Annotated in this window: 28 protein-coding genes; 15 read left to right on the top strand and 13 right to left on the bottom strand. The window is 70.6% G+C overall.

What is annotated here, in order from left to right; all coding sequences use genetic code 11:
* Positions 1-41: 41 nt before the first annotated feature.
* The 4 genes from ACFO27_RS03470 (at position 42) to ACFO27_RS03455 (ending at position 4,776) form a co-directional block, all read left to right on the top strand.
* Entirely contained in the window at positions 42-1,373 is a 1,332-nt protein-coding gene (locus ACFO27_RS03470) for an ABC transporter substrate-binding protein (protein ID WP_376816014.1), read from the top strand.
* A 55-nt stretch (positions 1,374-1,428) separates the two neighbouring features.
* On the top strand, positions 1,429-2,256 hold the full coding sequence (locus ACFO27_RS03465; RefSeq protein WP_043680029.1) for an ABC transporter ATP-binding protein: 828 nt from the start codon (positions 1,429-1,431) through the stop codon (positions 2,254-2,256).
* A gap of 14 nt (positions 2,257-2,270) precedes the next feature.
* Positions 2,271-3,542 carry a phenylacetate--CoA ligase family protein gene (locus tag ACFO27_RS03460; RefSeq protein ID WP_376816013.1) on the top strand — a complete coding sequence of 424 codons (1,272 nt, stop codon included), beginning with the start codon at positions 2,271-2,273 and terminating at the stop codon, positions 3,540-3,542.
* Between the two features lie 214 nt (positions 3,543-3,756).
* Positions 3,757-4,776 carry an amino acid ABC transporter substrate-binding protein gene (locus tag ACFO27_RS03455; RefSeq protein WP_376816012.1) on the top strand — a complete coding sequence of 340 codons (1,020 nt, stop codon included), beginning with the start codon at positions 3,757-3,759 and terminating at the stop codon, positions 4,774-4,776.
* Between the two features lie 51 nt (positions 4,777-4,827).
* On the opposite strand, the gene ACFO27_RS03450 is transcribed toward ACFO27_RS03455, so the two are convergent.
* Genes ACFO27_RS03450 through dprA form a run of 3 tightly spaced genes read right to left on the bottom strand, consistent with a single transcriptional unit; the run spans position 4,828 to position 7,496 of the window.
* A complete protein-coding gene (locus ACFO27_RS03450; protein ID WP_376816011.1) occupies positions 4,828-5,316 on the bottom strand; it encodes a hypothetical protein in 489 nt (162 codons plus the stop codon).
* Between the two features lie 8 nt (positions 5,317-5,324).
* Complete coding sequence (locus tag ACFO27_RS03445) at positions 5,325-6,227, bottom strand: hydroxymethylglutaryl-CoA lyase (RefSeq protein ID WP_323024915.1); 903 nt, start codon at positions 6,225-6,227, stop codon at positions 5,325-5,327.
* A 42-nt stretch (positions 6,228-6,269) separates the two neighbouring features.
* A complete protein-coding gene (gene dprA, locus ACFO27_RS03440; RefSeq protein ID WP_376816010.1) occupies positions 6,270-7,496 on the bottom strand; it encodes a DNA-processing protein DprA in 1,227 nt (408 codons plus the stop codon).
* 147 nt (positions 7,497-7,643) lie between these two features.
* Here dprA and def point away from each other — a divergent pair, with 147 nt between their 5' ends.
* A complete protein-coding gene (gene def / locus ACFO27_RS03435; RefSeq protein ID WP_376816009.1) occupies positions 7,644-8,168 on the top strand; it encodes a peptide deformylase in 525 nt (174 codons plus the stop codon).
* 4 nt (positions 8,169-8,172) lie between these two features.
* On the top strand, positions 8,173-9,129 hold the full coding sequence (gene fmt / locus ACFO27_RS03430; protein WP_376816008.1) for a methionyl-tRNA formyltransferase: 957 nt from the start codon (positions 8,173-8,175) through the stop codon (positions 9,127-9,129).
* A gap of 58 nt (positions 9,130-9,187) precedes the next feature.
* Here fmt and ACFO27_RS03425 read toward each other — a convergent pair whose 3' ends face one another.
* The 4 genes from ACFO27_RS03425 to rsmB all read right to left on the bottom strand — a co-directional run bounded on the left by ACFO27_RS03425 (position 9,188) and on the right by rsmB (position 14,224).
* Positions 9,188-9,901 (bottom strand): response regulator, encoded by a 714-nt coding sequence (locus tag ACFO27_RS03425; protein ID WP_376816007.1) that lies wholly within the window; start codon positions 9,899-9,901, stop codon positions 9,188-9,190.
* Between the two features lie 6 nt (positions 9,902-9,907).
* Positions 9,908-12,238: a sensor histidine kinase gene (locus ACFO27_RS03420; RefSeq protein WP_376816399.1), complete on the bottom strand. Its 2,331-nt coding sequence runs from the start codon at positions 12,236-12,238 to the stop codon at positions 9,908-9,910.
* Entirely contained in the window at positions 12,238-12,807 is a 570-nt protein-coding gene (locus tag ACFO27_RS03415) for a DUF4390 domain-containing protein (RefSeq protein ID WP_376816006.1), read from the bottom strand. Before ACFO27_RS03415 ends, ACFO27_RS03420 begins: the two co-directional genes overlap by 1 nt.
* 94 nt (positions 12,808-12,901) lie before the next feature.
* A complete protein-coding gene (rsmB, locus tag ACFO27_RS03410) occupies positions 12,902-14,224 on the bottom strand; it encodes a 16S rRNA (cytosine(967)-C(5))-methyltransferase RsmB (RefSeq protein ID WP_376816005.1) in 1,323 nt (440 codons plus the stop codon).
* A 155-nt stretch (positions 14,225-14,379) separates the two neighbouring features.
* Between rsmB and rimO the strand changes: the two genes are divergently transcribed.
* The 3 genes from rimO to ACFO27_RS03395 all read left to right on the top strand — a co-directional run bounded on the left by rimO (position 14,380) and on the right by ACFO27_RS03395 (position 16,406).
* The gene (rimO, locus tag ACFO27_RS03405; protein WP_376816004.1) at positions 14,380-15,702 is read left to right on the top strand and encodes a 30S ribosomal protein S12 methylthiotransferase RimO; all 1,323 of its coding nucleotides are present in this window, start codon (positions 14,380-14,382) and stop codon (positions 15,700-15,702) included.
* Positions 15,703-15,807: 105 nt separating this feature from the next.
* The gene (locus ACFO27_RS03400) at positions 15,808-16,086 is read left to right on the top strand and encodes a type II toxin-antitoxin system Phd/YefM family antitoxin (protein ID WP_376816003.1); all 279 of its coding nucleotides are present in this window, start codon (positions 15,808-15,810) and stop codon (positions 16,084-16,086) included.
* Positions 16,083-16,406 (top strand): type II toxin-antitoxin system RelE/ParE family toxin, encoded by a 324-nt coding sequence (locus ACFO27_RS03395; RefSeq protein ID WP_376816002.1) that lies wholly within the window; start codon positions 16,083-16,085, stop codon positions 16,404-16,406. Before ACFO27_RS03400 ends, ACFO27_RS03395 begins: the two co-directional genes overlap by 4 nt.
* A 16-nt stretch (positions 16,407-16,422) precedes the next feature.
* Here the strand turns inward: ACFO27_RS03395 and ACFO27_RS03390 are convergent, their stop codons facing one another.
* Positions 16,423-17,379, bottom strand: a complete 957-nt coding sequence (locus ACFO27_RS03390; protein ID WP_376816001.1) for a methyltransferase domain-containing protein — start codon at positions 17,377-17,379, stop codon at positions 16,423-16,425.
* A 74-nt stretch (positions 17,380-17,453) separates the two neighbouring features.
* Here ACFO27_RS03390 and ACFO27_RS03385 point away from each other — a divergent pair, with 74 nt between their 5' ends.
* Entirely contained in the window at positions 17,454-18,269 is an 816-nt protein-coding gene (locus ACFO27_RS03385) for a ComF family protein (protein ID WP_376816000.1), read from the top strand.
* Positions 18,270-18,311: 42 nt separating this feature from the next.
* Positions 18,312-18,782, top strand: a complete 471-nt coding sequence (locus ACFO27_RS03380; RefSeq protein ID WP_376815999.1) for a tRNA (cytidine(34)-2'-O)-methyltransferase — start codon at positions 18,312-18,314, stop codon at positions 18,780-18,782.
* An 18-nt stretch (positions 18,783-18,800) separates the two neighbouring features.
* On the opposite strand, the gene ACFO27_RS03375 is transcribed toward ACFO27_RS03380, so the two are convergent.
* Genes ACFO27_RS03375 through ACFO27_RS03360 form a run of 4 tightly spaced genes read right to left on the bottom strand, consistent with a single transcriptional unit; the run spans position 18,801 to position 21,105 of the window.
* A complete protein-coding gene (locus tag ACFO27_RS03375) occupies positions 18,801-19,841 on the bottom strand; it encodes an NAD(P)H-dependent glycerol-3-phosphate dehydrogenase (protein ID WP_376815998.1) in 1,041 nt (346 codons plus the stop codon).
* Positions 19,842-19,860: 19 nt separating this feature from the next.
* Positions 19,861-20,370 (bottom strand): protein-export chaperone SecB, encoded by a 510-nt coding sequence (gene secB, locus ACFO27_RS03370; protein ID WP_376815997.1) that lies wholly within the window; start codon positions 20,368-20,370, stop codon positions 19,861-19,863.
* A 50-nt stretch (positions 20,371-20,420) separates the two neighbouring features.
* Entirely contained in the window at positions 20,421-20,678 is a 258-nt protein-coding gene (grxC, locus tag ACFO27_RS03365) for a glutaredoxin 3 (RefSeq protein ID WP_376815996.1), read from the bottom strand.
* 16 nt (positions 20,679-20,694) lie between these two features.
* On the bottom strand, positions 20,695-21,105 hold the full coding sequence (locus ACFO27_RS03360; protein WP_376815995.1) for a rhodanese-like domain-containing protein: 411 nt from the start codon (positions 21,103-21,105) through the stop codon (positions 20,695-20,697).
* A 120-nt stretch (positions 21,106-21,225) separates the two neighbouring features.
* On the opposite strand from ACFO27_RS03360, the gene gpmA reads away from it, so the two are divergent.
* From gpmA to ACFO27_RS03340, 4 genes are all read left to right on the top strand, one after another.
* Positions 21,226-21,978, top strand: a complete 753-nt coding sequence (gene gpmA, locus ACFO27_RS03355) for a 2,3-diphosphoglycerate-dependent phosphoglycerate mutase (protein ID WP_376815994.1) — start codon at positions 21,226-21,228, stop codon at positions 21,976-21,978.
* Positions 21,979-22,002: 24 nt separating this feature from the next.
* The gene (locus tag ACFO27_RS03350; RefSeq protein ID WP_376815993.1) at positions 22,003-23,511 is read left to right on the top strand and encodes a murein hydrolase activator EnvC family protein; all 1,509 of its coding nucleotides are present in this window, start codon (positions 22,003-22,005) and stop codon (positions 23,509-23,511) included.
* A gap of 105 nt (positions 23,512-23,616) precedes the next feature.
* Complete coding sequence (locus tag ACFO27_RS03345) at positions 23,617-25,152, top strand: S41 family peptidase (protein ID WP_376815992.1); 1,536 nt, start codon at positions 23,617-23,619, stop codon at positions 25,150-25,152.
* Positions 25,153-25,169: 17 nt separating this feature from the next.
* Positions 25,170-25,949, top strand: coding sequence for a HesA/MoeB/ThiF family protein (locus ACFO27_RS03340; protein ID WP_376816398.1), 780 nt, complete (start codon positions 25,170-25,172; stop codon positions 25,947-25,949).
* Here the strand turns inward: ACFO27_RS03340 and ACFO27_RS03335 are convergent.
* A complete protein-coding gene (locus ACFO27_RS03335) occupies positions 25,879-26,628 on the bottom strand; it encodes a pyrimidine 5'-nucleotidase (RefSeq protein ID WP_376815991.1) in 750 nt (249 codons plus the stop codon). The genes ACFO27_RS03340 and ACFO27_RS03335 overlap by 71 nt on opposite strands.
* Between the last annotated feature and the right edge of the window lie 20 nt (positions 26,629-26,648).

Raw genomic sequence — 26,648 nt, 5'->3', positions numbered from 1 at the left:
GTTGACACGATAGGTGCCACACGCACCAGGAGGAGCTACAGATGAAGCATGCATTGACGAAGACCGCCGCCACCGCCCTGCTGGCCGCCGTCGGGTTGGCGGGCGCCGCCGGCACGGCCCAGGCCGCCGAGGAGCAGTTCGTTCCCCTGCTGGTCTACCGGACCGGCTCGTTCGCCCCGCTCGGCATTCCCTGGGCCAACGGCAAGATCGACTACCTCAAGCTCGTCAACGAGCGCGACGGGGGCGTCAACGGCGTCAAGATTTCCTACGAGGAATGCGAGACCGCCTATTCCACCGACAAGGGCGTGGAATGCTACGAACGCCTGAAGAACAAGAACGGCGGGGCCTCCGGCTTCGACACCCAGTCCACGGGCATCACCTTCGCCGTGACCGACAAGGCGATCGTCGACGGACAGCCCGTGGTCACCGTGGGCTACGGCCTGTCGCAATCGGCCGACGGCCGGGTCTTCAAGTGGAACTTCCCGCTGCTGGGCACGTACTGGACGGCGGCCGACGTCATGATCCAGGACATCGCCAAGAAGCTGGGCGGCGAGGACAAGCTCAAGGGCAAGAAGATCGCCCTGGTCTACCACGACTCGCCCTTCGGCAAGGAGCCCATCCCGCTGCTCCAGGAACGCGCCAAGGACAACGGCTTCGATCTGCAGCTCTATCCGGTCGCCGCCCCGGGGGTCGAGCAGAAATCCACCTGGCTGCAGATCCGCAAGAACCGCCCCGACTACGTGATCCTCTGGAGCGCCGGGATCATGACCCCGACCGCCATCCGCGAGGCCCAGGGCGTGGGCTACCCGCGCGACAAGATGTACGGCATCTGGTGGGCCAGTTCCGAGACCGACGTCAAGGATCTGGGCGACGTCGCCAAGGGCTACAACGGCATCACCATCCAGAACAGCGCGGAACACGGCCGGGTGCACGACGACGTGAAGAAATACGTCTACGACAAGGGCGAGGGCGCCGACAAGGATGGCAGCACCTTCGGTTCGCTGGCCTACACGCGCGGCATGATGATTTCCATGCTGCAGGTCGAGGCCATCCGCACCGCCCAGGAAAAGTTCGGCAAGGGCAAGCACATGACGCCCGAGCAGGTGCGCTGGGGCTATGAAAACCTGAACCTGGACCAGGCCCGCCTGGAACAGCTGGGCTTCGCCAAGCTGATGCGTCCGGTGAAGACCTCGTGCGAGAACCACATGGGCGACGACTGGGCGCGCATCATCCAGTGGGACGGCAAGAAGTTCGACGTCGTGTCCGACTGGTACCAGTCCAACCCGAAGTACGTGCAGCCGCTGGTGAAATCCCTGGGCGACAAGTACGCCGCCGAGAAGAAACTGCCGACGCGCGACTGCGCAGCCGAGTAAGCCGCGCCGGGGCCGGGTCCGGCCCGGCCCCGGGCGGCCCCTGGGAGAGGAAACCATGGATAGCGCACAGGCGTCCGAACCCGCGGTGCTGTTGAACGTCAACGGCATCGAGGTCATCTACAACCACGTCATCCTGGTGCTGAAGGGCGTGTCCCTGACCGTGCCGGAAGGCAGGATCGTGGCGCTGCTGGGCGCCAACGGCGCGGGCAAGACCACCACCCTGCGGGCGATCTCCAACCTGCTGCGCGGCGAGCGCGGCGAGGTCACCAAGGGCGGGATCGAATACCGCGGGGAACGCATCGAGTCCCTGTCGCCGGCCGACCTGGTGCAGCGCGGCGTGGTCCAGGTCATGGAAGGCCGCCACTGCTTCGCCCACCTGAGCATCGAGGAAAACCTGCTCACGGGCGCCTACACGCGGCGCCTGGGGCGCGCCGACCTGGACGCCGCCCTGGAGCGGGTCTACCGCTATTTCCCGCGCCTGAAGCAGCGCCGCAAGAGCCAGGCGGGCTATACGTCGGGCGGCGAGCAGCAGATGGCCGCCATCGGCCGGGCGCTGATGGCCGACCCGCGCATGATCCTGCTGGACGAGCCCTCAATGGGCCTGGCGCCGCAGATCGTCGAGGAAATCTTCGAGATCGTGCGCGACCTGAACCAGCGCGAGGGCGTGAGCTTCCTGCTGGCGGAACAGAACACCAACGTGGCCCTGCGCTACGCGGACTACGGCTACATCCTGGAGAACGGCCGCGTGATGATGGACGGCGCCGCCCGCGCGCTGGCCGAAAACGAGGACGTGAAGGAATTCTATCTGGGCGTCTCGGGGGCGGGCCGCACCAGCTTCCGCGACACCAAGTTCTATCGCCGGCGCAAGCGCTGGCTGGCCTGACACGGGGGAATGGCATGCAGGCATACTACGATGCGCGCGAGACCCAGCCCGCCGACGAGCGCGAGCGGCTGCTGTTCCAGCGCCTGCCCGCCGCCCTGGAGCGGGCCCGGGCGCGGGCGCCGGCCATCGCCCGGCAGCTCCGGGGAATCGATCCGGCGGGGCTGGATTCGCGCCAGGCCCTGGCCCGCGTGCCGGTGCTGCGCAAGAGCGAACTGCTGCAGGTCCAGCACGCGGCCCGCATCGCGCCGCCGGGCGCCACCGCCGACGCGGAGCGCCTGCGCGTGTTCGGCGGCTTTTCCACCGTCGGCTGGGGCGAGGCGCGGCGGGTGTACGCCTCGCCGGGGCCCATCTACGAACCCGAAGGCCCGCGTCCGGACTACTGGGGCTTCGCCCGCGCCCTGCATGCGGCGGGGGTGCGTCCCGGCATGCTGGTGCACAACTGCTTCTCCTATCACTTCACCCCGGCCGGCTCCATGATGGAGACCGCCGCCCACGCGCTGGGCTGCACGGTGTTTCCCGGCGGGGTCGGGCAGACCGAGCAGCAGGTGCGCGCCATGGCGGACCTGGCGCCGCACGCCTACACCGGCACGCCCAGCTTCCTGCGCATCATCCTGGAAAAGGCCGACGAGATGGGGGTGGCGCTGCCGTCGCTGCGCCGGGCGCTGTTCTCGGGCGAGGCCTATCCGCCGTCGCTGCAGGCCTGGTTCCGGGATCGCGGCATCCAGGGCTTCCAGGCCTACGGCAGCGCCGACCTGGGCATGGTGGCCTTCGAGACCCCGGCGCGCGAAGGACTGGTCGCCAACGAGGACCTGATCCTGGAGATCGTGCGGCCCGGCACCGGCCAGCCGGTGCCCGACGGCGAAGTCGGCGAACTGGTGGTCACGACCCTGAACGCGGATTACCCGCTGCTGCGCTTCGGCACCGGCGACCTGTCGGCCCTGATGCCGGGGGCCTCGCCCTGCGGCCGGACCAACCTGCGCATCCGCGGCTGGCTGGGGCGCGCCGACCAGACGACCAAGGTGCGCGGCATGTTCGTGCATCCGGAGCAGATCGCTCGCGTGCTGGACCGGCACGCGGGAATCGGGCGGGCGCGCCTGGTGGTGTCGGGGGACGCGGGACACGACGTCATGACGCTGCGGGTCGAGGCCGACGCCGCGCTCGATGCCGAGGCCGTGGCCGCCACGGTGCGCGAGCAGACCAAGCTGCGGGCCGTCGTCGAGATCGTGGCGGCCGGCAGCCTGCCCAACGACGGCAAGGTGATCGAGGACGTCCGCCGCTACGATTGAGCGGTGGCGTGGCTCGGCATGATCTTTTCGCCGCAGGGATGAGGCGGGACATAGGACAGTCCACTGAGGACTGTCCTATGCCGGACGAATCGGAGCGGCATGCAGGCCGCGACGTGGGCTCGTCCATGGGCATATTGCGTCCGGGCATATCGATTCCCGGGCTCCCTCAGTTACTATGTGCAAATCCGTGAAGCAGACTGAGGGAGACTCTTCCATGCGTGGATTCAAGATGATCGCCGGCCTGGCCGTCCTGCTGGGCGCCGGCATGCCCCTGGCCCAGGCCGACACCCTGTCCGTGGTCAAGGAGCACGGCGCCGTGCAGTGCGGCGTCACCACCGGCTTCGCCGGGTTCTCGGCGCCCGACGCCAAGGGCGAATGGAAAGGCCTGGACGTGGACATGTGCCGCGCCGTCGCGGCCGCCGTGCTGGGCGACGCGTCCAAGGTCAAGATCGTGCCCCTGAACGCGCAGCAGCGCTTCACCGCCCTGCAGTCGGGCGAGATCGACCTGCTGGCGCGCAACACCACCGTGACGCAGTCGCGCGACACCGCGCTGGGCGCCGTCCATGCCGCCATCAATTTCTACGACGGCCAGGGCTTCATGGTGCCCAAGTCCCTGGGCATCACCTCCGCCCGCGACCTGAACGGCGCCACGGTCTGCATGCAGACCGGCACGTCCAACGAGCAGAACATGGCCGACTGGGCGCGCGCGCACAACGTGCAGTACAAGCCGGTCGTGATCGAGCAGTTCAACGAGGTCGTCAACGCCTTCGCGGCCGGCCGCTGCGACGTGTTCACCACCGACGCCTCGGGCTTGGCCTCGATCCGCATCTCCAAGCTGTCCAAGCCCGCCGACTACGTGATCCTGCCGGAAATCATCTCCAAGGAACCCCTCGGCCCCTTCGTGCGCCAGGGAGACGACGCCTGGCTGAACATCGTCAAATGGAGCTTCCACGCCATGACCGGCGCCGAAGAACTGGGCGTGACCTCGGCCAACGTCGATGCGCAGCTGAAGAGCGCCGATCCCAACGTGCAGCGCCTGCTGGGCGTGACCGGCAGCGCGGGCAAGAACCTGGGCCTGGACGAGCAGTGGGCCTACCGCATCGTCAAGCAGGTCGGCAACTACGGCGAATCGTTCGAGCGCAACGTCGGCATGGGCAGCCCGCTGCAGATCCAGCGCGGCCTGAACGCCCTCTGGAAGGACGGCGGCCTGATCTATCCGCTGCCGATCCGGTAAACCGCCCGTTTGGGCTCGCCAGAAGCCTGCCTCCTTCGGGACGCAGGCTTTTTACATTGTCCTTTTTCTGTACACCAGGCTGATGCGGGCGAAGGCCGCCTGCAGTTCCGGCGTGCCCGCCTGGAAGGTCACGGGCCGGCCCTTCTGCACGAAGCACACCAGCTTCTTCGAGGCGAGCAGCGGGATGAACTTGGTGGACTGGATCTCGGTCCAGGGCACCTCGCGGCGCGTGATCCAGGACTGGCGGATGCCCCAGTCGGAAACTTCCGTGACCGAGGTCCACATGTGGACGCTCATCCAGAGCAGGGCGCCGAAGCACACCACGATGCTGGCGATGACCGGCATGGGCAGCGCCTGTTCGGGCGAGAGCTCCAGCACGATGACCAGGCGCGTGGCGATCACGGCCATGATGATCCAGGCGATGGCGGCGATCCAGCGCGGCCAGGCGCGGCCGCGCAGCGGCAGCGGACCGATCTGGGCCATGAGGGCGTCGTGTTCCTCGGGGGAGGGACGGCCGAAGGGGGATATCGGAGTGTTCATGCGGCGGGTCAGGCCTTTTTCAGCGCCAGGGCGCGGCCCGCGCGGCTGGACGTGGGGCGGCCGATGCGTTCGGAGATCCACTGGCCGATGTCCACGACGGCGTCCAGGTCGACTCCGGTGTGCAGCCCCTGGCCGCGCAGCAGGTACAGCACGTCCTCCGTGGCGACGTTGCCGGTGGCGCCCTTGGCGTAGGGGCAGCCGCCCAGCCCGGCGACCGAGCTGTGGAAGATGCGCACGCCGCATTCCAGCGCCGCCAGGATGTTGGCCAGGGCCTGGCCGTAGGTGTCGTGGAAATGTCCCGAGACCCGGGTGCCCAGGTCGGCGACCTGGCCGACGGCGCGCAGCACGCGCCCGACCTGGGCGGCCGTGCCCACGCCGATGGTGTCGGCCACGTCGATTTCGTCGCAGCCCAGGCGCAGGAAGCGTTCGGCCACGTCGACCACGGCGGCCACCGGGGTTTCGCCCTGGTAGGGACAGCCCAGTGAGCAGCTGATGCTGCCGCGCAGGCGCAGCCCGGCCGCTTTCGCGGCGGCGGCCACGGGCTCGAAGCGGGCGATGGATTCGGCGATGGAGCAGTTGATGTTGCGCTGCGAGAAGGCCTCGCTGGCGGCGCCGAAGATCACGACTTCGTCGGCGCGGGCGGCCAGGGCGCCCTCGAAGCCGCGCAGGTTGGGCACCAGGACGGAATAGATCGTGCCGGGGCGGCGGGCGATGCCGGCCATGACTTCCGCGCCATCGGCCATCTGCGGCACCCATTTCGGGGAGACGAAGGACGCAGCCTCGACGTTGGCGAAGCCGGCGGCGGCCAGGCGGTCGACGAGCTCGATCTTGATGGCGGTGTCGACGAACTGCTTTTCATTCTGCAGGCCGTCGCGCGGCCCGACTTCGACGATCTTGATGTGTTCGGCCATGGATGTCGTCCGGTGGGGATCCCCGATCGGGAGAGGGATCCATCATAGCGCAGCCGGGGGCCGGGTCCCGCGCCGGTAGCGGCCGTCGGAGGTGCGCTCGATCCGGCCGGCGACTTCCAGCGGGGTCAGGCAGCCCTGCAGGCGGTCGATGGGCCAGTCCAGGTCCGCCCGCAGGGTGTCGAGGTCGACCGGATCGAGGCCGATCCGCCGCAGCAGGGCGTCGGCGTCGGGGCCGAGGCCGGCTTCCGGGGCGGTGTCCACGCCGGGGCCGGTGGCGGATGTGTCCGGCGCGGCCGGAGGCGGGGCACCGGGCGGCGCGGCGCCAGGATCCGCGCCGGGCGCCGGCGTGGCCCGCAGGCCCGGCAGCGCGCCCTGCCGGAGCTCTTCGACGATGTCCTGGCCGGATTCGACCAGCTTGGCGCCCTGGCGGATCAGGGCGTGGCAGCCGCGCGACAGGGGGGAGTGGATGGAACCGGGGATGGCGAAGACTTCGCGCCCCAGTTCGCCCGCCAGCCGGGCGGTGATCAGCGAGCCGCTGCGCGCGGCGGCCTCGACCACCAGCACGCCCTGGCTCAGGGCGGCGACGATGCGGTTGCGCTGCGGAAAATGGAAGGGCAGGCCCGGCGTTCCCAGGGGAAACTCCGACAGCAGCAGGCCGTGGGTGGCGATGCGGTGGGCCAGGGCGTGGTGGGCGGGCGGATAGACCCGGTCGATGCCGGTGCCCAGGACGGCCAGGGTGCCGCCGCCGGCTTCGCCGGCGTCCAGCGCGCCGGCGTGGGCCGCGCCATCGATGCCGCTGGCCAGGCCGCTGACCACGCACCAGCCCTGCAGGGCCAGGTGGCGCGCGAAGGCGTGGGCGTTGCGTTCGCCGTCCGCCGTGGCATGGCGCGCGCCGACGATGGCCAGCATGGGGCGGTTCAGGATGTCGAGCCGGCCATGGGCGTACAGGATCGGCGGCGGGTCGGCCAGCGCATACAGCGCCCGCGGGTAGTGGGGGTCGGCCAGGGTCAGGAGATGGTGCACGTCCGCCCGGAGCCAGTCCAGCGCCTGGTCGATGGCGGCCTGGATGTCCGGTCCGGGCGGCTGGCGCAGGCGGGCCGCCAGCGCCGGGTCCAGATAGCGGGCCAGGCTGCCGGTGGTGGCCGCGGCGATGTTCTGCGGCATGCCGAAGACCGAGAGCAGCAGGCGGATCCGGGCCGCGCCCAGGTCGGGTTCGAGGCTCAGGCGGATCCAGGCGCGCAGTTCGGTTTCGGGGGCGTTCAGGGGCATCGCGTCGGGGCTCGTTCGCTCGGGTCGGGAGGATCGCGCCAGTGTGCCATGAAAGCGGCCGGATCTCGCGGCGGGCGGGATGTTCCTGTCCTGCGCCATGGTCCTGATTTATCATGGAGCTTTGGCATCATCGTCACGGTTTTCAACATGGCTCTGCTTCCCATTCTCAAATATCCGGACCCCCGGCTGCACACGGTCGCCGCGCCGGTGCGGCAGGTGGACGACCGCATCCGCCAGTTGGTGCGCGACATGGCGGAAACCATGTACGCCGCGCCCGGCGTCGGCCTGGCCGCGACCCAGGTGGACGTCCACGAACGGGTCGTGGTCATCGACGTCTCGGAAGACGGCAACGACCTGCACGTGCTGATCAATCCCGAAATCACCTGGAAGAGCGACGAGCTCCAGGTCTACGAAGAGGGCTGCCTGTCGGTGCCCGGCGTCTACGACGAGGTCGAACGCTCCGCGCGCATCCACGTGCGCGCCCTGGACGAGCGCGGCGAGCCCTACGAATTCGACGCCGAAGGCCTGCTGGCCGTATGCGTGCAGCACGAACTGGACCATCTGCTGGGCAAGGTCTTCGTCGAATACCTGTCCGTGCTCAAGCAGAACCGGATCCGCACGCGCCTGCGCAAGCAGCAGCGCGAGGCCCAGCGCGAAGCCGCCGGGGTCTGAGGACGTGCGCATCGCCTTTGCGGGAACCCCGGAATTCGCCCGGCGGGCACTGGACGCCCTGATCGGGGCGGGGCATCGGGTCGCCTGCGTGCTGACCCAGCCGGATCGCCCCTCGGGACGCGGCATGAAGCTCGCGCCCAGCCCCGTCAAGCAGGCCGCCCAGTCCGCCGGCATCCCCGTGCTGCAGCCGCGCAGCCTGCGGCTGGACGGCAAATATCCCGAAGACGCCGCCGCCGCCCGGGCCGCGCTGCTGGATCTGGCGCCGGATGTCATGGTGGTGGCGGCCTATGGGCTGATCCTGCCGCAATGGGTGCTCGACCTGCCGCGCCATGGCTGCCTGAACATCCATGCCAGCCTGCTGCCGCGCTGGCGCGGGGCGGCGCCCATCCAGCGCGCCATCGAGGCGGGCGACGCCGTCAGCGGCGTGACCATCATGCGGATGGACGCGGGCCTGGACACGGGCGACATGCTGCATCGGGTGGAGCGCCCGCTGGCGGCGGACGAGACCGGCGCCAGCCTGCATGACGGACTGGCGGCCGACGGCGCGCGCGCCATCGTGGACGTCCTCGCGCGGCTGGAGGCCGGGGACGCGCCGGTGCCGGTGCCCCAGCCGGAGGCGGGCGTGTGCTATGCCGGCAAGCTGCTGAAGTCCGAATCGGCACTGGATTTTTCCCGCTCCGCGGCGGAACTGGCGCGCCGGGTGCGGGCCTTCGATCCGTTTCCCGGCACGACGATGGCGCTGCCCGGCTTTGACCAGCCGGTGAAGGTCTGGGGCGCGCGGGCCTTGCCGGCCGCCGGTGCGGCGGGCGGCGATGCGCCGGCGCCCGGCGCGATCGTGGGCCTGGGGCCGGACGGCATCGACGTGGCGACGGCGGATGGCGTGCTGCGCGTGACGGCGCTGCAGAAGCCCGGCGGGCGGCGCCAGGCCGTGGCCGAGTTCATGCGGTCGTATCGCGGGTAGCCGCGCGGCCGTGGCGCGTTCCGGACCCCGGGCGCGCGGCGGCCGGGCCGGAGGCCGGTCAGCCGCCGGACGATTTCTTGCGCGAGGTGTCGATGCCGAGCTGTTTCAGCTTGCGGTACAGGTGGGTGCGTTCCAGGCCGGTGCGCTCGGACACCCGCGTCATGCTGTGATTCTCGTGCAGCAGGTGGTATTCGAAGTAGATCCGCTCGAATTCGTCGCGCGCCTCGCGCAGGGGCTGGTTGAGCGAGATCCTGCCCAGGTGCGAATCGTCGTGGACGGGGGCGGCGGGCGCCGCGCCCATGGGCTGCGGCGCGGCGGGGCCGCCCGCGAGCGCGGGCGGCTGGGTGAAGACCGGATCGGCGGCCGCCGCCGGGCGTTCAGTGCGGCTGCGCATGGAGGCCGGGATCACCGGGCGCGCGAGACCCGCGGCGACGGCCTTCAGCAGCTTCTGCAGGGTGATGGGCTTTTCCAGGAAATCCACGGCGCCGATGCGGGTGGCCTCGACGGCGGTGTCCACGGTGGCGTGCCCGCTCATCATGATGACGGGCATGTTCAGCAGCCCCTGGCTGGACCATTCCTTGAGCAGGCTGACGCCGTCGATGTCGGGCATCCAGATGTCCAGCAATACCAGGTCGGGGCGCTGGCGTAGGCGGGATTCGCGAGCCTGCGCCGCATTTTCCGCGAGTTCGACCGTGTGGCCTTCGTCGTAGAGAATTTCGGACAGCAGTTCGCGGATGCCTATTTCGTCGTCCACCACCAGAATTCTGGCCATATCACCTCACTTTTTGTTCTGCGTATTATCGTGTGCTTGCCTGGGCGCGTCCAGCCGGGCGGGTTCTTCCGCGAGGCGGGAGAACAGGATGGAAATGCGCGCGCCGCCTTCGACCCGGTTGGAAATGTCCACCTGGGCGGCATGTTCCTCGACGATCTTCTTGACGATGGCCAGCCCCAGCCCGGTGCCGGTGGACTTGGTCGTCACGTAGGGTTCGAAGACGCGGTGCAGGACCTCGGGCGCGAAGCCCGGACCGTTGTCGGAGACGGTCAGCCGGACGCGCGCGCGGCCCGAGCCGTCGTCCGGGCGGATCAGGCGGGTCTGCACGCGGATCTCGGCCGTGCCGGGCGCGGCGTGCTGGCAGGCGGCGTCGCGGGCGTTGGCCAGCAGGTTGTGGATGACCTGGCGCAACTGGGCCGGGTCCCCCTGGATCAGAGGCAGGTCGGCCGCCAGCATCGCGTCGAAGCGGGCCGCGCCCGGGGCGGCCTGGGGCGCGGGTTCGGCGGGATCCCAGCCGTACAGGGTCAGGACTTCGGTCAGCAGGGCGTTCAGGTCGATGTCCTGCATCTGCGCCGGCGGCGTGCGGGCGTATTCGCGGAAGTCGTCCACCATGCGCTTCAGGGACGCGACCTGATTGACGATGGTCTGGGTGGACCGCTGCAGCATGGCGGCGTCGTCGGGCGCCAGACGGTCGGCCAGCTTCATGGCCAGCCGCTCGGCCGACAGCTGGATGGGGGTGAGCGGGTTCTTGATCTCGTGGGCCAGGCGCCGGGCGACTTCGCCCCAGGCGACCGTGCGGTTGGCGGAGATCACCTCGCTGATGTCGTCGAACACCACCAGGTAGCCGTCCTCGTGGCCGTCCATGAGCAGCCGGGTGCCGCGGGCGAGCAGGGTGACGACGTGCTTCTTGCGTTCGTTGTCCGGCGCGTCCCGCAGCTCGACCTCGAACTGCTGCTGCCAGTAGGGGCGCGTGGATTCGACCGCGTCGTGGGCGGAGAACGCCTGGCGGATCAGGTTGGCGAGCGGCAGGGCGCCGTCGGCGGTTTCCAGCGGGCGGCCCTGGACGGTGCGCAGGTCGATGTGCAGGATGGTCTGGGCCCCCTGGTTGAACAGCGTCAGGCGGAAGGCGCGGTCGAACACCAGCACGCCCGAGGACAGGTTGCTGAGCACCGATTCCAGGTACAGGTTGCTTTGCTCCAGCTGGCGGCGGTGGCGGTCGACCATCTGGCGGGCCTCGTCCAGCTGCCGCGTCATGGCGTTGAAGGACCGCGTCAGCTGGCCGACCTCGTCGCGCGCCGGCGGTTCGGGCAGGGGGCGGTAGTCGCCGACCCCCACGGCCTGCGTGCCCGAGGCCAGGCTTAGCAGGGGCCGCACCAAGCGCCGCGAGACGGCCAGCGCCACGACCACGGCGGCGAAGACGGCCAGGATCAGGGCCAGGGTCAGGGTGATGCCGTAGAGCTTGCGCAGCCCCAGGCGCGACAGGGCCAGTTCCTGGTAGTCGCGGAAACCTTGCTGGACCTGGCTGGCGTTGTGGGCGATGCGCTCGGGCACGGCCTGGATCACCTGCAGCCAGCGCGAGTCGCCGCCCAGGCTCATGGGGTTGCCCAGCCGGTCCGAGGCGGCGGAATCCAGCGGGATGACGACGCGCAGGTGCAGGCCGTCGCTGGTCGGCCCGCCGCCGGCGGCCACGTCGGCCTCGGCGGCGGCGTAGCCCTGGGCGACCCGCAGCTGGTTCATGACGCTGCTGGGGGGCAGGTCCGGCAGCAGCTGGCTGAAGGCCGACGAGGAAAAGGCGACCAGGCGGCCGTTGCCGGTGAAGACCATCGCCTCGTCGATTTCGTTGGCGGCGCGCAGCGAGGTGATCAGCAGGGCGGTCTCGGAGTCGCTGGCGGCGCTCAGCCGCAGGGCCATGTTGCGCGCCCGGCCGCTGAGCTCGGTGAGCTGGGCATCCAGGGCGGCGCGCCCCAGGTTCAGGCCGGCTTCCAGGGCGGTGTCCACCCGCACGTTGAACCAGGACTCGATCGAGCGCGACATGAACTGCACCGACAGCACGTAGATCAGCATGCCGGGCAGGATGCCGATCAGGGTGAAGTACAGCGTGAAGCGGGCGGTCATCCGGGCGCCGAACTGGCGCCGCCTGATCTGGCGCAGCAGCCGGACCGTGAGCATGGCCACCCAGGACATCAGGGCGATCGCCAGCACGCCGTTGAGCAGCAGCAGCACGTCGTACTGCTGAGCGTAGCGCGAGGCGTTGCCGGTGGACCAGACCAGCAGGCCCAGCAGCGCGATCGCGCTGGCGGCGGCAACCCCCAGCGCGGAGCGCAGCGCCCAGCGGATCAGCCGCGGGGCGTTGCGGCGGAAATCGAAAAGGTGAAGTCTTTCCATGGGGTCGTCAGAGTCCAGGCCGCGCTGTTGAGGGCGTCGACCTGGAAGGGGCGGGCCAGGCGGGAGGTGTCCAGCCGCAGCCGCAGCCGTCCCTGGTAGGTCTGGTCCGGCGCGAAGCGGCCGGCGTCCCCGAGGGGCCAGTCGCGGATGTGGCGCACCAGGTCCAGGGCTTCGTCCAGGGACGTGGCGGGCAGGGACAGGTCGCTGGTGCCGACCCGCCATTGGCGCGTCAGGGCGTTGTACTGGATGCGCCAGGTCTGGCTGAGCGACAGGACCGTCTCGTCGAACCACCACCAGCGCGGGTGCTCGACGACCAGGTCCACCGTGAAGTACAGCGGGACGCCCTTGCGGGCGGCGTCGTGCAGTTCGTCGCTCAGCGTGAAGTCGATGTCGGCGTCCAGCAGGAGCCGGCCCTGGTGCAGCGTCGGCTCGATGCGCGTGACCTGGCCGTCGTCGGCCCGGGCGGCCGGAGCGGCCAGGAACAGGAGGCTGAAGGCCAGGAGGATCAGGAAGCGTGGCATGCGCTGGCGGCGGTGGAGCGGGAAGTCACGGACAGTCGCAGTATTGTTGAGCCCGCGCCAAAGCGCAAGCCGCGCCCGGGTTGACGCGGCGCGTTCATGCCGGTTTTCGCAGCAGGGCGTAGAAGAAGCCGTCGCCTTCGTCGGGGCCGCCGGGCAGGATGTGGCCGGGGGCCGGCAGCCGTCGCGCGTCGGGGTGCCGGTCCAGGAAGGCCAGGACCTGCGATTCGCCTTCCTGGGGGAAGATCGAGCAGGTGGCGTACAGCAGATGGCCGCCCGGGGCCAACAGCGGCCACAGCGCGTCCACGATGCGGGCCTGCAGGGCCGCCGTGCGTGCGAGGTCGTCGGCGCGGCGCAGCCAGCGGATGTCGGGATGGCGGCGCACCACGCCCGACGCGGTGCAGGGCACGTCGGCCAGGATGGCGTCGTAGGATTGTCCGTCCCACCAGTCGGCGGGCCGGGCCGCGTCGGCGCAGCGCAGGGAAACGTCGGGGGATTCCAGGCCCAGCCGCCGCAGGTTGTCGCCCACGCGCTCCAGGCGCCGGGCGTCGCTGTCCAGCGCCGTCAGGCGCAGCGCGTGGCGCTCCAGCAGGTGGGCCGTCTTGCCGCCGGGCGCCGCGCAGGCGTCCAGCACCCGCAGGCCGTCGCGCAGCGGCAGCAGCCGCGCGGCCCGCTGGGCCGAGGGATCCTGCACCGACCACCAGCCCTCGGCGTAGCCGGGGATGTCGCGCACGGGGCGGGGCGCGTCCAGGATCAGTCCGTCCTCGCCCACGGACCGGGTGTCCAGGCCGGCTTCCTGCAGGCGCGCCCGCAGCGCGTCCCGGGCGATGCGCTGGACGTTGGCGCGCAGGGCCATGGGCGGCGGCTGGTCGGCGGCCTCCAGGATCGTTCGCCAGTCGTCCGGCCAGGCGCCGCGCACGGTGTCGATCCACCAGGCGGGGTGGTTCCAGACCGCTTCGGGAAGCGCCGCCAGCGCGGTCCGCAGCGCCGCGCGTTCGCGCCCGTAGCGGCGCAGCACGGCGTTGATCAGGCCCTTGGCCGGCCGGGCGCGGCGGTCGGCGGCGGCCGCCTCGACCAGTTGGTGGACCAGGGTGTGCTCATGATAGATCGGCGTGCCGGGCGGCTGCGCGGCGCCCTCGGCCTGCCGCAGGCTGGCTTCCAGCAGGCTCAGGCCCAGCAGGATCATGGCCTCGACCAGGCGTTCCGGCGGACGGCGCGGCACCAGCCGTCCGCTTGCCGCCCGGGCGTGGCCCAGGCGGCGCATGGCGTGGAAGGACAGGGCCTGCGCGGCGGGGCGCTGCGCGGCGGGGATCGATTCCAGCGCCTCCGACAGGGACTGGCCGTCCAGCACCGCCCGGATGGCGCGGGCGGCGGCCAGCAACTGGCCGGACAGGGCGGGGGATTGTGGCGATTCCGGCACGAAATGGATCCAGAATGGGGATGTTGCGGAGCGGATTGCGGGACTTTAGCACCGATTGGCTAAAATCGAGGGCTGTCCCGGCCTGGCCCGCCCGCCGGCTCCGCATGGCCGGGGCGGCCCCGAGCCATTCCCGCCGCATTCCACCGAGTATTCCCATGACCCAATCCCCCCGTGTCGGTTTCGTCAGCCTGGGCTGTCCCAAGGCCCTGGTCGACTCTGAGCGCATCCTGACCCAGCTGCGCACCGACGGCTACACCATCAGTCCCGACTACGAAGGGGCCGACGTCGTCGTGGTGAACACGTGCGGCTTCATCGACAGCGCCAAGGCCGAATCCCTGGACGCCATCGGCGAGGCCATCGTCGAGAACGGCAAGGTCATCGTCACCGGCTGCCTGGGCGTGGAGGCCGACATGATCCGCACCGTGCATCCGGCGGTGCTGGCCGTCACCGGGCCCCAGCAGTACGAGCAGGTGGTGCGCGCCGTGCACGAGGCCGCCCCGCACGAGCGTTCGCACGACCCCTACGTGGACCTGGTGCCGCCCCAGGGCATCCGCCTGACGCCGCGCCACTACGCCTACCTGAAGATCTCCGAAGGCTGCAACCACAACTGCAGCTTCTGCATCATCCCGTCCATGCGCGGCCGTCTGGTCAGCCGTCCGATCGGCGACGTGCTGGGCGAGGCCCGCCGCCTGGTGGACGCTGGCGTGAAGGAACTGCTGGTGATCTCCCAGGACACCAGCGCCTACGGGGTGGACGTCAAGTACCGCACCGGCTTCTGGGACGGCCGCCCGGTCAAGACGCAGCTGACGGCGCTGGCGCGCGCCCTGGGGGAATTCGGCGTCTGGGTGCGCATGCACTACGTCTATCCCTATCCCCACGTGGACGAGCTGATCCCCCTGATGGCCGAAGGCCGCATCCTGCCCTACCTGGACATTCCCTTCCAGCACGCCAGCCCGCGCATCCTGAAGGCCATGAAACGCCCCGCTTTCGAGGACCGCACCCTGGCCCGCATCCGCCAGTGGCGCGAGGCCTGTCCGGACCTGACCCTGAGGTCCACCTTCATCGTCGGCTTCCCCGGCGAGACGGAGGAGGACTTCCAGTACCTGCTGGACTGGATGACCGAAGCCCAGCTCGACCGCGTCGGCTGTTTCCAATATTCGCCCGTGGAGGGCGCGCGCGCCAACGAGCTGCCCGATCCTGTGCCCGACGAGGTCAAGGCCGAACGCTGGGAGCGCTTCATGGCGCACCAGCAGGCGATCTCCACGCGGCGCCTGGCGGCGAAAGTCGGCCGCACCCTGACGGTGCTGGTGGACGAGGTCGACGAGGACGGCGGCGCCACCGCGCGTTCCATGGCCGACGCGCCGGAAATCGACGGCAGCGTGCTGCTGCGCGACGCCGCCGGCCGCGCGCCGGGCGACCTGATTCAGGTGAGGATCGAGGACGCGGATGAATACGACCTGTACGGCGTGCCGGTCTGAGCCGGCCGTGTGGAACTTGGGCCTGGCCGGCACGGGCTTTGCGTCGGACTGGATTCGGTCTATATTCTTCCCCATGACGATATCTTGCATGAGGAAATCGTGCCCATGAAACTTGCCACTCATGTTCGACCGATCAGCTACCTGAAGTCTCATGCCGCCGAGATCGCACGGGACGTGGCCGAGACCGGCGAGCCCATGCTGATCACACAGAACGGAGAAGCCAGGCTGGTCCTGATGGACGTGGCGGCCTATGAGCAGAACGAGCAGGCCCTGGCGCTGTTGAAGCTGCTGGCCATGGGGCAGCGGGATATCGATGCGGGCCTCTGGCGGGATGCCGAAGACGTCTTCGCCGATCTGGATCGGGAAGACGAGGCGGGTGCGTGAAAGCGGTTTTTCTGCCGGGTGCCGAAGTCGATTTACGTGAATTGCGGCGGTATGTACTTCGGAAATTCGGGCCGCACACCTGGCGGGAATCTTTCGAGGGGATCAGGACGGCGGTGCGTGCCGCCGAATCGTTCCCCCTAGCCGGCCGCCTGCCGGACGAACTCGCCGAATTGGGTCTGCCGCAATACCGGCAGATCGTCGCCGGCATGAACCGGATCATTTATGAAACCCGGGAAGACCGGCTCTACATCCATATCGTCTGCAATACCCGCCGGGATCTGCGGGGCTTGCTGCACCGGCGGTTGAGCAGGCCCTCCTGAAGCCCGCCCGGGTTCCCTAGTCTTCCCCGTCCGGCTTGCGCGGCACCACGCGCGGGGGCGGCTTGCCGGCCTCCAGCGGCTGGGCGCGCTTGAAGGTGGTCACGGGCAGGTCGCCGAACACGCCGCGCCGCGCGGCGACGCGCCAGGCGTGGCCGTAGGCGACTTCCAGGCTCAGGTGGATCATGCCGTCGGCATGGCGGCGGCGTTCCAGGGCGTGGACTAGGCGTTCGCGCCAGGCGCGGCCGGGCAGGCCGCGGCGGCGTTCGGGGTGGGGGTTGCCGCCCAGGGCGCGCACGTCTTCCAGCAGCTTGTCGGCGGTCTTGTAGGTCAGGGTGATGATTTCCTGGTCCATGACGGGGTCGGCGAAGCCGACCTGCAGCATCAGGTCGCCGAAATCGTGCATGTCGACGAATTCCATGGGCCGCGTGTCCGGATCGGCCTCGGCCAGGGCCTCGCGCAGTTCGCGGAAGGTGCCGGGTCCCAGGCTGGAATACATCGCCAGGGCGTCGTTGCGCAGGACGCGGCGCCATTCCTGCAGCACCAGGTGGGGTTCCGGGTGCCAGTGCAGGGCCAGGTTCGACCAGACCAGGTCCAGGCTTTCGTCCGGCAGGCCGGTTTCGGCCAGGTCGGCCTGGCGGAAATCGGCGGCCGGCGTGGGCTTGTTGCGCAGCCGGTGCCAGAAGCCGGGCTTGGCCGAGTAGCGCTCGCGCGCCGTGTCCAGCAGCGCGCCGCAGGCGTCCAGGCCGATGTAATGCTGGTCGGGATACCGGGCGCGCAGCGGGTCCAGCGCATGGGCGGCGCCGCAGCCCGCGTCCAGGATGTCGTGCGGGGCGATGCGGATGTAGCTCAGGCGGCGCAGCATGCGCTGGGCGATTTCCCCGTACAGGAACTGCGGGGCGTCCAGGGGGGCGCGCCGGGCGAACTGGCGCGTCACGGCCTGGGAGTCGATGGGCAGACGGGGAAGCTGTGGCATAAACGATCAAGGCCGGCTCCGGGACGGCCCGAAGCGTGCTGTGATGGAGGTTTCCTGCGGAAGGACACGCCATTATGCTGCATCTGCCGATCGACCGCTGGCGCGACTGGATTCCGGCCGACTGCCCGGGCTGCGGCCGGCGCATGGGCGGTCAGGGGCTGTGCCCCGGGTGCCTGGCGCGCCTGCGGCCGGACGCGGCGCTGCCGCGCTGCCGGCGTTGCGCGCATCCCCTGGCCGATGGGCGCTGCCCCGATTGCGGCCCGCGGGCGCCGGCCTACGACCGCGTGGTGGCGGCCTTCGACTATGCGGGCCTGGGGCGGGACCTGATCCGGGACTACAAGATCCATTGCCGCCTGTCCCTGGCGCGGCTGCTGGCGGACCTGCTGGCGCAGGCGGTGTCCGCCGCCGAGGCGGCGGACCGCCGGCCGGACTGGATCGTGCCGGTGCCGGCCCGGCGCGAGGCGCTGCTGCGGCGCGGCTTCAGCCCGCCGGCCGAGGTGGCCCGCCTGCTGGCCCGGCGGCTGGGTTTGCGCTGCCATCTGGACGGGGTGCGGCGGGCGCGCGAAGGATCCCGGCAGGCGGGGCTGGACCGCGCGCTGCGCCTGCGGGCCCAGGCCGGGATGTTTGCGGTCGCCGGGACCGGGCGCCGGGCGCATCCGCCGATGGGCGGCGGATCGCCGGGGGCTCCGGCGGATCTTTCCCGCCCGCTGGCCGGCCGGCGGATCGCGGTGGTGGACGACGTGCTGACCACGGGCGCGACGCTGCAGGCGGTGGCGGCGGCGCTGAAGGACGCCGGCGCCGTGCGCATCGAGGGCTGGGTCCTGGCCCGCGCCGTGGCCGGCCATGGCGCCGCGCCCGGCGAGCCAGCCTCCGGCCGGGTTCTACAATAGCGGTCCGCTGGATCGCCGCGCGGTCTTCATCGAATCCATTCCATGTTCCACATCGTCCTCGTCGAACCCGAAATTCCGCCCAACACCGGCAACGCGATCCGTCTTGCGGCCAACACCGGCGCCTTCCTGCACCTGGTGCGTCCGCTGGGCTTCGCCCTGGACGACGCGCGCATGCGGCGGGCGGGCCTGGATTATCACGAGTGGGCGGACATGCGGGTGCACGACGGCCTGGACGAGGCGCTGGCGGCGATCGGCGGCGATCCGTCGCGGCGCTTCGCGCTGACCACGCGCGGGTCGTCCCTGATCGGCGGACATGCGTTCCGGCCGGGGGACGTGTTCGTGTTCGGGCGGGAAACCGCCGGTCTGTCGGACGAGCAACTGGCCGCCTTTCCCCCCGCGCAGCGCATCCGCCTGCCCATGCGGCCGCGGCAGCGCAGCCTGAACCTGTCCAATGCCGTGGCGGTCACGGTGTTCGAGGCCTGGCGGCAGGCGGGCTACGCCGGAGGAATCTGACCGGGACCGGGCCCGGCGTCATTCGTCGCGCGGATCGCGCGCCAGCAATGCGGCCACGGCCTGGGGCGGGGCGACGCCGCCGAACAGCACGCCGCAGACGGCGTCGGTGATGGGCAGGTCCAGCCCGTGCTCCCGGCCCAGGGCCTGGGCGGCGCGCGCGCAGCGCACCCCTTCGGCGGTCATGCCGCCCGCCAGGATGTCGTCCAGCGACCGGCCCTGGCCGATGGCGACACCCACCTGGCGGTTGCGGGACAGCTCGCCGGTGGCGGTCAGGACCAGGTCGCCCAGCCCGGTCAGGCCGACGAAGGTGTCCGCCTGTCCGCCCAGCGCCACGCCCAGGCGCTGGATTTCCGCCAGCCCGCGCGTGATCAGGGCCGCGCGGGCGTTGGTGCCTAGCCGCAGGCCGTCGCTGATGCCGCAGGCGATGGCCATGACGTTCTTCAGGGCGCCGCCGACTTCCACTCCCATCACGTCGCGGGTGCCGTAGATGCGCGCCCGGGTGCCGTGGAAGGCCGCCTGGGCGGCGCGGCCGGTGTCCGGGTCGCGGCCGGCGACCGTCAGGGCGACCGGCAGGCCCTGCGCCACTTCGCGGGCGAAGGACGGGCCGGACAGCACGCCCGTGCGCAGCCAGGCGATGCAGGACAGTGCTTCGGCCACGATCTGGTGCGGCCATTGATGGGTGTCGGGCGCGATGCCCTTGCAGGTCCACAGGAGATGGACCGGCGGGGCGTCGGGGGCGCGGGCCGGCAGCGCCCGCGCGATGCGCCGGCAGACGTCGGCCAGGCCCGACATGGGCACGCCCAGCACGATCAGGCGGTCGGCCGGATCGGGGCCGTCCAGCACGTGCGCCAGCGCGGCGTCGAAGTCGCCGGTCGCCCGCAGGGCGGGCGGCAGGGCGATGTCGGGCAGGTGGCGGGGGTTGATGTGCAACCGGTCGATGTCCCGCGCCTGGTCCGGGTCGCGGGCCCAGATCAGGGCGTCGGACCGGGCGCTGGCCAGGGCCGCCAGGGCGGTGCCCCAGCTGCCCGCTCCCAGGACGCAAAGCCGGACCGGCGCCATGTCGTGCGGACCCCGCCGGTCAGTTGCGCGCGCCGGGGGGCAGGATCAGGCCGGAGTCCTCGCCCTGGGCCTGCGCGTCCGGCTGCTGCTGCGCCAGGCGCTGTTCGTACAGGGCCTGGAAGTTCATTTCGCTCAGGTGCAGCGGCGGCATCGAGGTGCGCGTGATCGCGTCGGCGACGTTGGCGCGCAGGTAGGGGTAGAGCATGGTCGGGCAGACGATGCCCAGCAGCGGATCGAGCTGTTCGGCCGGGATGTTGGAGGCTTCGAAGATGCCGGCCTGGCAGAGTTCGACCAGGTACAGGACCTTGTCGCCGATGCGCGTGGTCACCGTGGCGGTCACCGTGGATTCGAACACGGATTCGGCCAGCTGCTGGCCGCCGACCTGGATGGAGACTTCGACGGTCGGGCCTTCCTGCTCGAGGAAGATTTCCGGGGCGTTGGGCATTTCCAGCGACAGGTCTTTGACGTAGGTGCGCTGCAGGCCGAAGCTGGGGGCCTGGCCGTTCTGGGAGTGGTTTTCGTCGGACATGATGGGTTTCCGGTATGGGGAGTGGGGAGGCGGCCGGGGCCGTGGCGGGATCAGGCCTGCAGCAGGGGCAGCAGGCCGCCGGCGCGGTCCAGGGCCGAGAGGTCGTCGAAGCCGCCGATGTGGCGCTCGTCGATGTAGACCTGCGGCACGGTGCGCCGGCCGGTGCGTTCCATCATGATGGCGCGCTGGTCCGGATCGCGGTCGATGAAGATCTTGTGGATGTTGTCCACGCCGCGTTGCTTGAGCAGCATTTCGGCGCGTACGCAATAGGGGCACACGGAGGTGCAGTACATGGTGACTTGAGCCATGGGGGGAGGATTCCGGTCAGGATTTTTTCAGGGGCAGGCCGCCCTCGGTCCAGGCGTTCAGCCCGCCTTCGAGGCAGGATACCCGATCGAAGCCTTGTTTGCGCAGTTGGGCCACGGCCTTGGCGCCGTCGCGCCCGTGGGCGTCCACGAGCACGATGGGCTTGTCCTTGGGCAGGCTGTTGAGGTGCGATTCCAGCGTGTCCAGGGGGATGTTGCGGGCCTGGGGGATGGCGCCGGTCTTGAACTGGTCGGCGGGGCGCAGGTCCACGAACTGGCCGTGTTCCTGGTTGACCAGGCGGATGGCCTCGGCCAGGGCGACACGCCCGGTCGAGCGGCCCCTGGACAGGCTGGGCCACAGCAGCAGGCCCCCGGAAGCCAGGGCGATGAGCAGAATCCAGAGGTTGTTCTGGCTGAGTAAGAAGTCCACGGCGGTTCCTGTAACGTGTGACGGGAGGCGTTTTGCCTTGGGGTGGCCCGGCGGCAAAAAAAGAAAGCCCGGGGGATTATAAAATGGTCGGCAGTTTTGGACTTTGCGGGCTTGCGAATCATGCACAAACTGGTACTCATGCGCCATGGCGAAAGCCAATGGAACCTCGAAAACCGCTTCACGGGCTGGACCGACGTGGACCTCACCGACACCGGCCGCGAGCAGGCGCGCCAGGCGGGGGAGCTGCTGCGCGCGCAGGGCTATGAATTCGACCTGGCCTACGCCTCGGTGCTCAAGCGCGCCATCCGCACCCTGTGGATCGCGCTGGACGCCATGGACGCCATGCACACGCCCATCGCCCTGCACTGGCGGCTGAACGAGCGCCACTACGGCGCGCTGCAGGGCCTGAACAAGGCCGAGACGGCCGCCCGCTACGGCGAGGCCCAGGTGCTGCAATGGCGCCGCGCCTACGCGATCGCCCCCGACCCCCTGTCCGAGGACGATCCGCGCCATCCGCGTTTCGACGCCCGCTACCGCCGGGTGCCGGCCGGCGAGCTGCCGGCCACGGAATGCCTGCGCGATACGGTGAACCGCGTGGTGCCTTTCTGGAACGAATCCATCGCGCCCGCCATCCGCTCCGGGCGGCGGGTGCTGGTCTCGGCCCACGGCAACAGCCTGCGCGCCCTGATCAAGCACCTGGACGGGATCTCGGACGAGGACATCGTCGGCCTGAACATCCCGACCGGCCAGCCGCTGGTCTACGAACTGGACGACGAACTGCGCCCCCTGCGCCATTACTACCTGGGCGACGAGGACCAGATCCGCGCCGCCATGGAAGCGGTCGCCAACCAGGGCAAGGCGAAGGCGGTCTAGCGCCCGACGACCCCAGGCCAGATCATGAACCTCATCGCCCGGGCGGGCGGTCGCCCGAACACGCGCATCCGGCGCAAGCCGCGCGCGCGCGGGTGGCCGGGGCCGGCCTTGTGCCTGGCCGCCGTCCTGGCCTGCCAGGCGGCCTGGGCGGATTCCGCCCTGGAAGCCCGCCAGGCGCGCGCCCGCGAGGACCGGGCCGCCCTGCGCGAGCAGATCGAGACGCTGCAGAAGCGCATCGAATCGTCGGAATCCTCGCGCGAGGACGCCAGCCGCGCGCTGCAGGCCTCCGAGCAGGCGATTTCCGACATCAGCCGCGAGCTGGCCGAGCTGGACCGGCGCGAGGCCGCGCTGCAGGACACCCTGCGCCGGCTGGATGCCGCCCGCGGCCAGCAGTCCGAGGAACTCGAACGCCAGCAGCAGGCCCTGGCCGCCCAGTTGCGCGCCCAGTACGCCAGCGGCCTGTCGCCCTGGACCGCCCTGCTCTCGGGCCGCGATCCGCAGGAGATCGGCCGCGAGCTGGCCTGGCTGGCCTACGTCACCCGTTCCCGCACCCAGGCGCTCGACGCCTTGCGGGCCACGCTGGACCGGCTGGCCGACCTGCGGCGACAGACCGACGAGGGCCGCCGGGATCTCGACGAGGTGCGCGCCGACGTCCAGAAGCGCCGCCAGGACCTGCAGGACCAGCAGGCGCAGCGCCGCGAGGTGCTGGAAAAGATCCGCACCCGGCTGGAGGACGAGCGCGGCCAGGCCAGGCAGCTCCAGGCGCGCGATGCGCGCCTGGGGAACCTGATCAAGGGCCTGGACGCCGAAATCGCCCGGGCCGAGGCCCGGCGCCAGGCGGCCCTGAAGGCCGAGGCCGAACGCCGCGCGCGCGAACAGGCCGCGCGCGCCAAGGCCGAGAAGGCCCGCCAGGAACAGGAGCGCGCGCGCGCCGCCGAACAGGCGCGCCAGGTGCGCGAGCAGGCCGAGCGCCACATACGGGAAGAAGAGGACGGGACGAAGGCCGCCGAGGCGCCCGCGGTCCGGCCGCCGGTCCGGGAGAGGGAAGTCCGGCCGGACGAGGAACCGAAGGAAAAGGCCCGGCAGGGCGCGGACGAGGCCTCGCCGGGCGGCGCGGCCGCCGTCCGGACCGAGCCCGATGGCGGTTTTCCCGGGCTGAGCAAGGGCCTGCCCCGCCCCGTGGCGGGCGACGTCCAGGGGCGTTTCGGCACGCAGCGGCCCGAAGGCGGCCTGTGGCGCGGCATCGTGCTGCGCGCGGCGGCGGGCACGCCCGTGCGCGCCGTGGCCGCCGGCCGCGTGGTGTACGCCCATTGGCTGAGCGGCTTCGGCAACCTGCTGATCATCGATCACGGCAAGCAGTACCTCAGCATCTACGCCTACAACCAGTCCCTGCTGCGCCAGGTCGGCGACGTGGTGGCGCGCGGCGACGAGGTGGCGCGGGTCGGGGCCACGGGCGGCCAGGTCGAGCCCGGCCTGTATTTCGAATTGCGGCACAACGGGGCCCCGATCAATCCTGAAATATGGTTGAGGTAGGCGCCTGGTGGCTTTCCGCAGTCTAATTTCTGTACTATGTGTCATTCGCCGTCCCAGGCGCGCCCCGCGCCGCCGCGACGGCCCGGACATCGCTTAGGAACGTGCATGGGCACTCGAAACAATCGATCGTTGAGCTGGATTCTGGTGGGCTTTCTGGGGGGGATCCTGGTCAGCCTCGGCATCTCGGCGGCCGCCCAGAAGGGCGAGCCCCTGCCGCTCAGGGCGCTGCAGCAGTTCGCCAACGTCTACGGCGCGATCAAGTCCAGCTACGTCGAGCCCGTGCCCGACCAGACGCTGATCGACGACGCGATCAAGGGCCTGTTCTCGGACCTGGACCCGCACTCGGTGTACCTGGACGAGGAAGCCTACAAGCAGATGCAGGACATCACGCGCGGCGGCTTCGGCGGGCTGGGCATCGAGATCGGCACCCAGGACGGCATGCCCAAGGTCATCGCGCCGATCGAGGACACCCCGGCGGCGCGCGCCGGCATCCTGACGGGCGACCTGATCACCCAGATCGACGGCGAGCCCACCAAGGGCATGAACCTGAACGACGCCGTGAAGAAGATGCGCGGCGAGCCCGGCACTCCGATCAACCTGACGATCCAGCGCGCCGGCAGCCCCAAGCCCCTGAAGTTCCGCATCGTGCGGGAAATGATCAAGACCCGCAGCGTGCGCGGCAAGATGCTCGACGGCGACATCGCCTACGTGCGCATCAGCCAGTTCCAGGACCGCACCACGTCCGACCTGGTGCGGATGCTGGCCAGCCTGTCGAAGAAGCAGGCGCCCAAGGGCCTGGTGCTGGATCTGCGCAACGATCCGGGCGGCCTGCTGGACGGCGCCATCGGCGTGGCCTCCGCCTTCCTTGAGCCCGGCAAGCTGGTCGTGTCCACCAAGGGCCGCATTCCGTCCTCGAACGAGGAATTCTATGCCCGTCCCCTGGACGGCAGCCATGGCGTCGAGGACGGCGGGCAGCTGCCCTCCTGGACGCGCACGGTGCCGATGGTGGTGCTGGTCAACGTCGGCTCGGCCTCGGCCTCGGAAATCGTGGCCGGCGCCCTGCAGGACTACAAGCGCGCCCGCATCATCGGCAACCGCACGTTCGGCAAGGGTTCCGTGCAGTCGGTCCTGCAGCTGGACAAGGACACGGGCATCAAGCTCACCACGGCGCGCTACTACACGCCCAGCGGCCGCTCGATCCAGAACACGGGGGTGTCCCCCGACCACGTCGTGGACGACAGCGCCGCCGGCAACCTGTTCCGCATGCAGCGCGAAGTCGACCTGCAGCACCACCTGGAAACCCAGTCCGACGCCCAGACGGGCGATGCGGACGACGGCGATTTCGTCCAGGGCGAGATCAAGATGTTCGAATTCGGCGGCGCCGACGACTGGCAGCTGCGGCAGGCCGTCAATGCCCTGCAGGGCCGTCCGATCCAGAAGTCCGATCCCGCCCAGGTGCGGCAGGCGCGCGCCGAAGCCCAGGCGGAAAATCCGGCTGGCGCGGCGGCGAAGCCCGCGGCCGATGCGGCCGGCGGCGCGGCCGGGAAATCCGCTCCGGCGGAAAAAAAAACCCTGAATAATGCCGGCGACGGGGTCGAACGCTATCGCGTCACCCCGGAAGGCCTGATCCGGATCCCATGATGGGGGATGCGGCCGTCCTGGACGACGCGCGGCTGACGCGCTATGCCCGGCACATTCTGCTCGACGAGCTGGGCATCGAGGGCCAGGAACGCCTGCTGGCGGCCCGGGCGCTCATCGTCGGCGCGGGCGGCCTGGGATCCCCGGCGGCACTGTACCTGGCCGCCGCGGGCGTGGGGCGCATCACCCTGGTGGACGACGACCTCGTCGAACTCAGCAACCTGCAGCGCCAGATCCTGCATGACATGACCGGCCTGGGGCGGCCCAAGGCCGAATCGGGCCGGGATGCGCTGCTCGCCCTGAATCCCGACGTCCGGGTGCGCGCGCTGGTGGAGCGCCTGGACGATGCCCGGCTGTGCGAACTGGCCCTGGATGCCGACGTGGTTCTGGACTGCAGCGACAACTTCGCCACCCGGCACGCCATCAACCGCGCCTGCGTGGCGGCCCGCACGCCCCTGGTCTCGGGGGCGGCGATCAAATTCTCCGGCCAGATCAGCGTCTACGACCTGCGGGACGCGGACGCGCCCTGCTATCACTGCCTGTTTCCGGAAGCCGACGACGTCGAGGAATTGCGCTGCGCCACCACCGGGGTCCTGGGGCCTCTGGTGGGCATGGTGGGCAGCGTCCAGGCGGCCGAGGCCATCAAGGTGATCACCGGCATGGGCGAGCCCCTGGTCGGGCGGCTGCTGTCGGTCGACGCCCTGCGCATGCAGTGGCACACGATCCGCTTCAGGCGCGATCCCGGCTGCCCGGCATGCGCCCGGCGCGGGCCTGCAGCAGCAGCGTCCCCAGGCGGTTGATCCGCGCATCCACGTACAGGTCGCGGCCGTTGCGCTGGCGGGAAAACGGCGTGCCGGGATGGTAGAGCCAGACGGTGCGCATCCCGACCTGGCGGGCCGATTTCAGGTTGCGCTCGGTGTCTTCGACCAGGATGATCCGGCGGGGCGGTACGCCCAGCCGGGCGGCCACCATGCGCATCAGGCCGGGCGAAGGCTTGGGCCGCGCCAGCCCCATGGGCATCATGTGGTCGATGGCCCACAGGCCGTCGAATTCCTGCAGGATCCCCAGCGCGTCCAGCACGCGGCGGGCGTAATGGGCCGGGGCGTTGGTCAATACGATGCGCGTGCCCGGCAGGCCGCGCAGCCGGGCGGCCAGGCCGGTTTCCGAGTGCACCAGCGGGGCGATGTCGAAATCGTGGCAAGTGGCCAGGAACTGGCGCAGGTTCACCCCATGGTGGCGCGCCAGGCCGATGGCGGTGGCGCCATAGCGCTGCCAGTAGCGCAGGCGCAGGGCGTCGGCCTGGTCCCGAGGCAGGTCCAGGGCCTGGGCCACGGCGGCGCCCATGCGCCGGTCGATGGCGCGGAAGATGCCGCGCGAGGCGTCGTGCAGGGTGTTGTCCAGGTCGAACAGCCAGACCGGGTCGTCGGGCCCGGCGGCCCGCCGGCGCCGCAGGGGGCTGGGCGCTCGCAGCGGACTCACCGGCCGTCCCCGCGGGCGAT

The organism is Castellaniella denitrificans, from assembly GCF_042653765.1.
GTDB classification, from domain to species: domain Bacteria; phylum Pseudomonadota; class Gammaproteobacteria; order Burkholderiales; family Burkholderiaceae_B; genus Castellaniella; species Castellaniella denitrificans.
The sequence above is the reverse complement of the archived record's forward strand: the minus strand, read 5'-3'. Positions and strand labels throughout refer to the sequence as shown.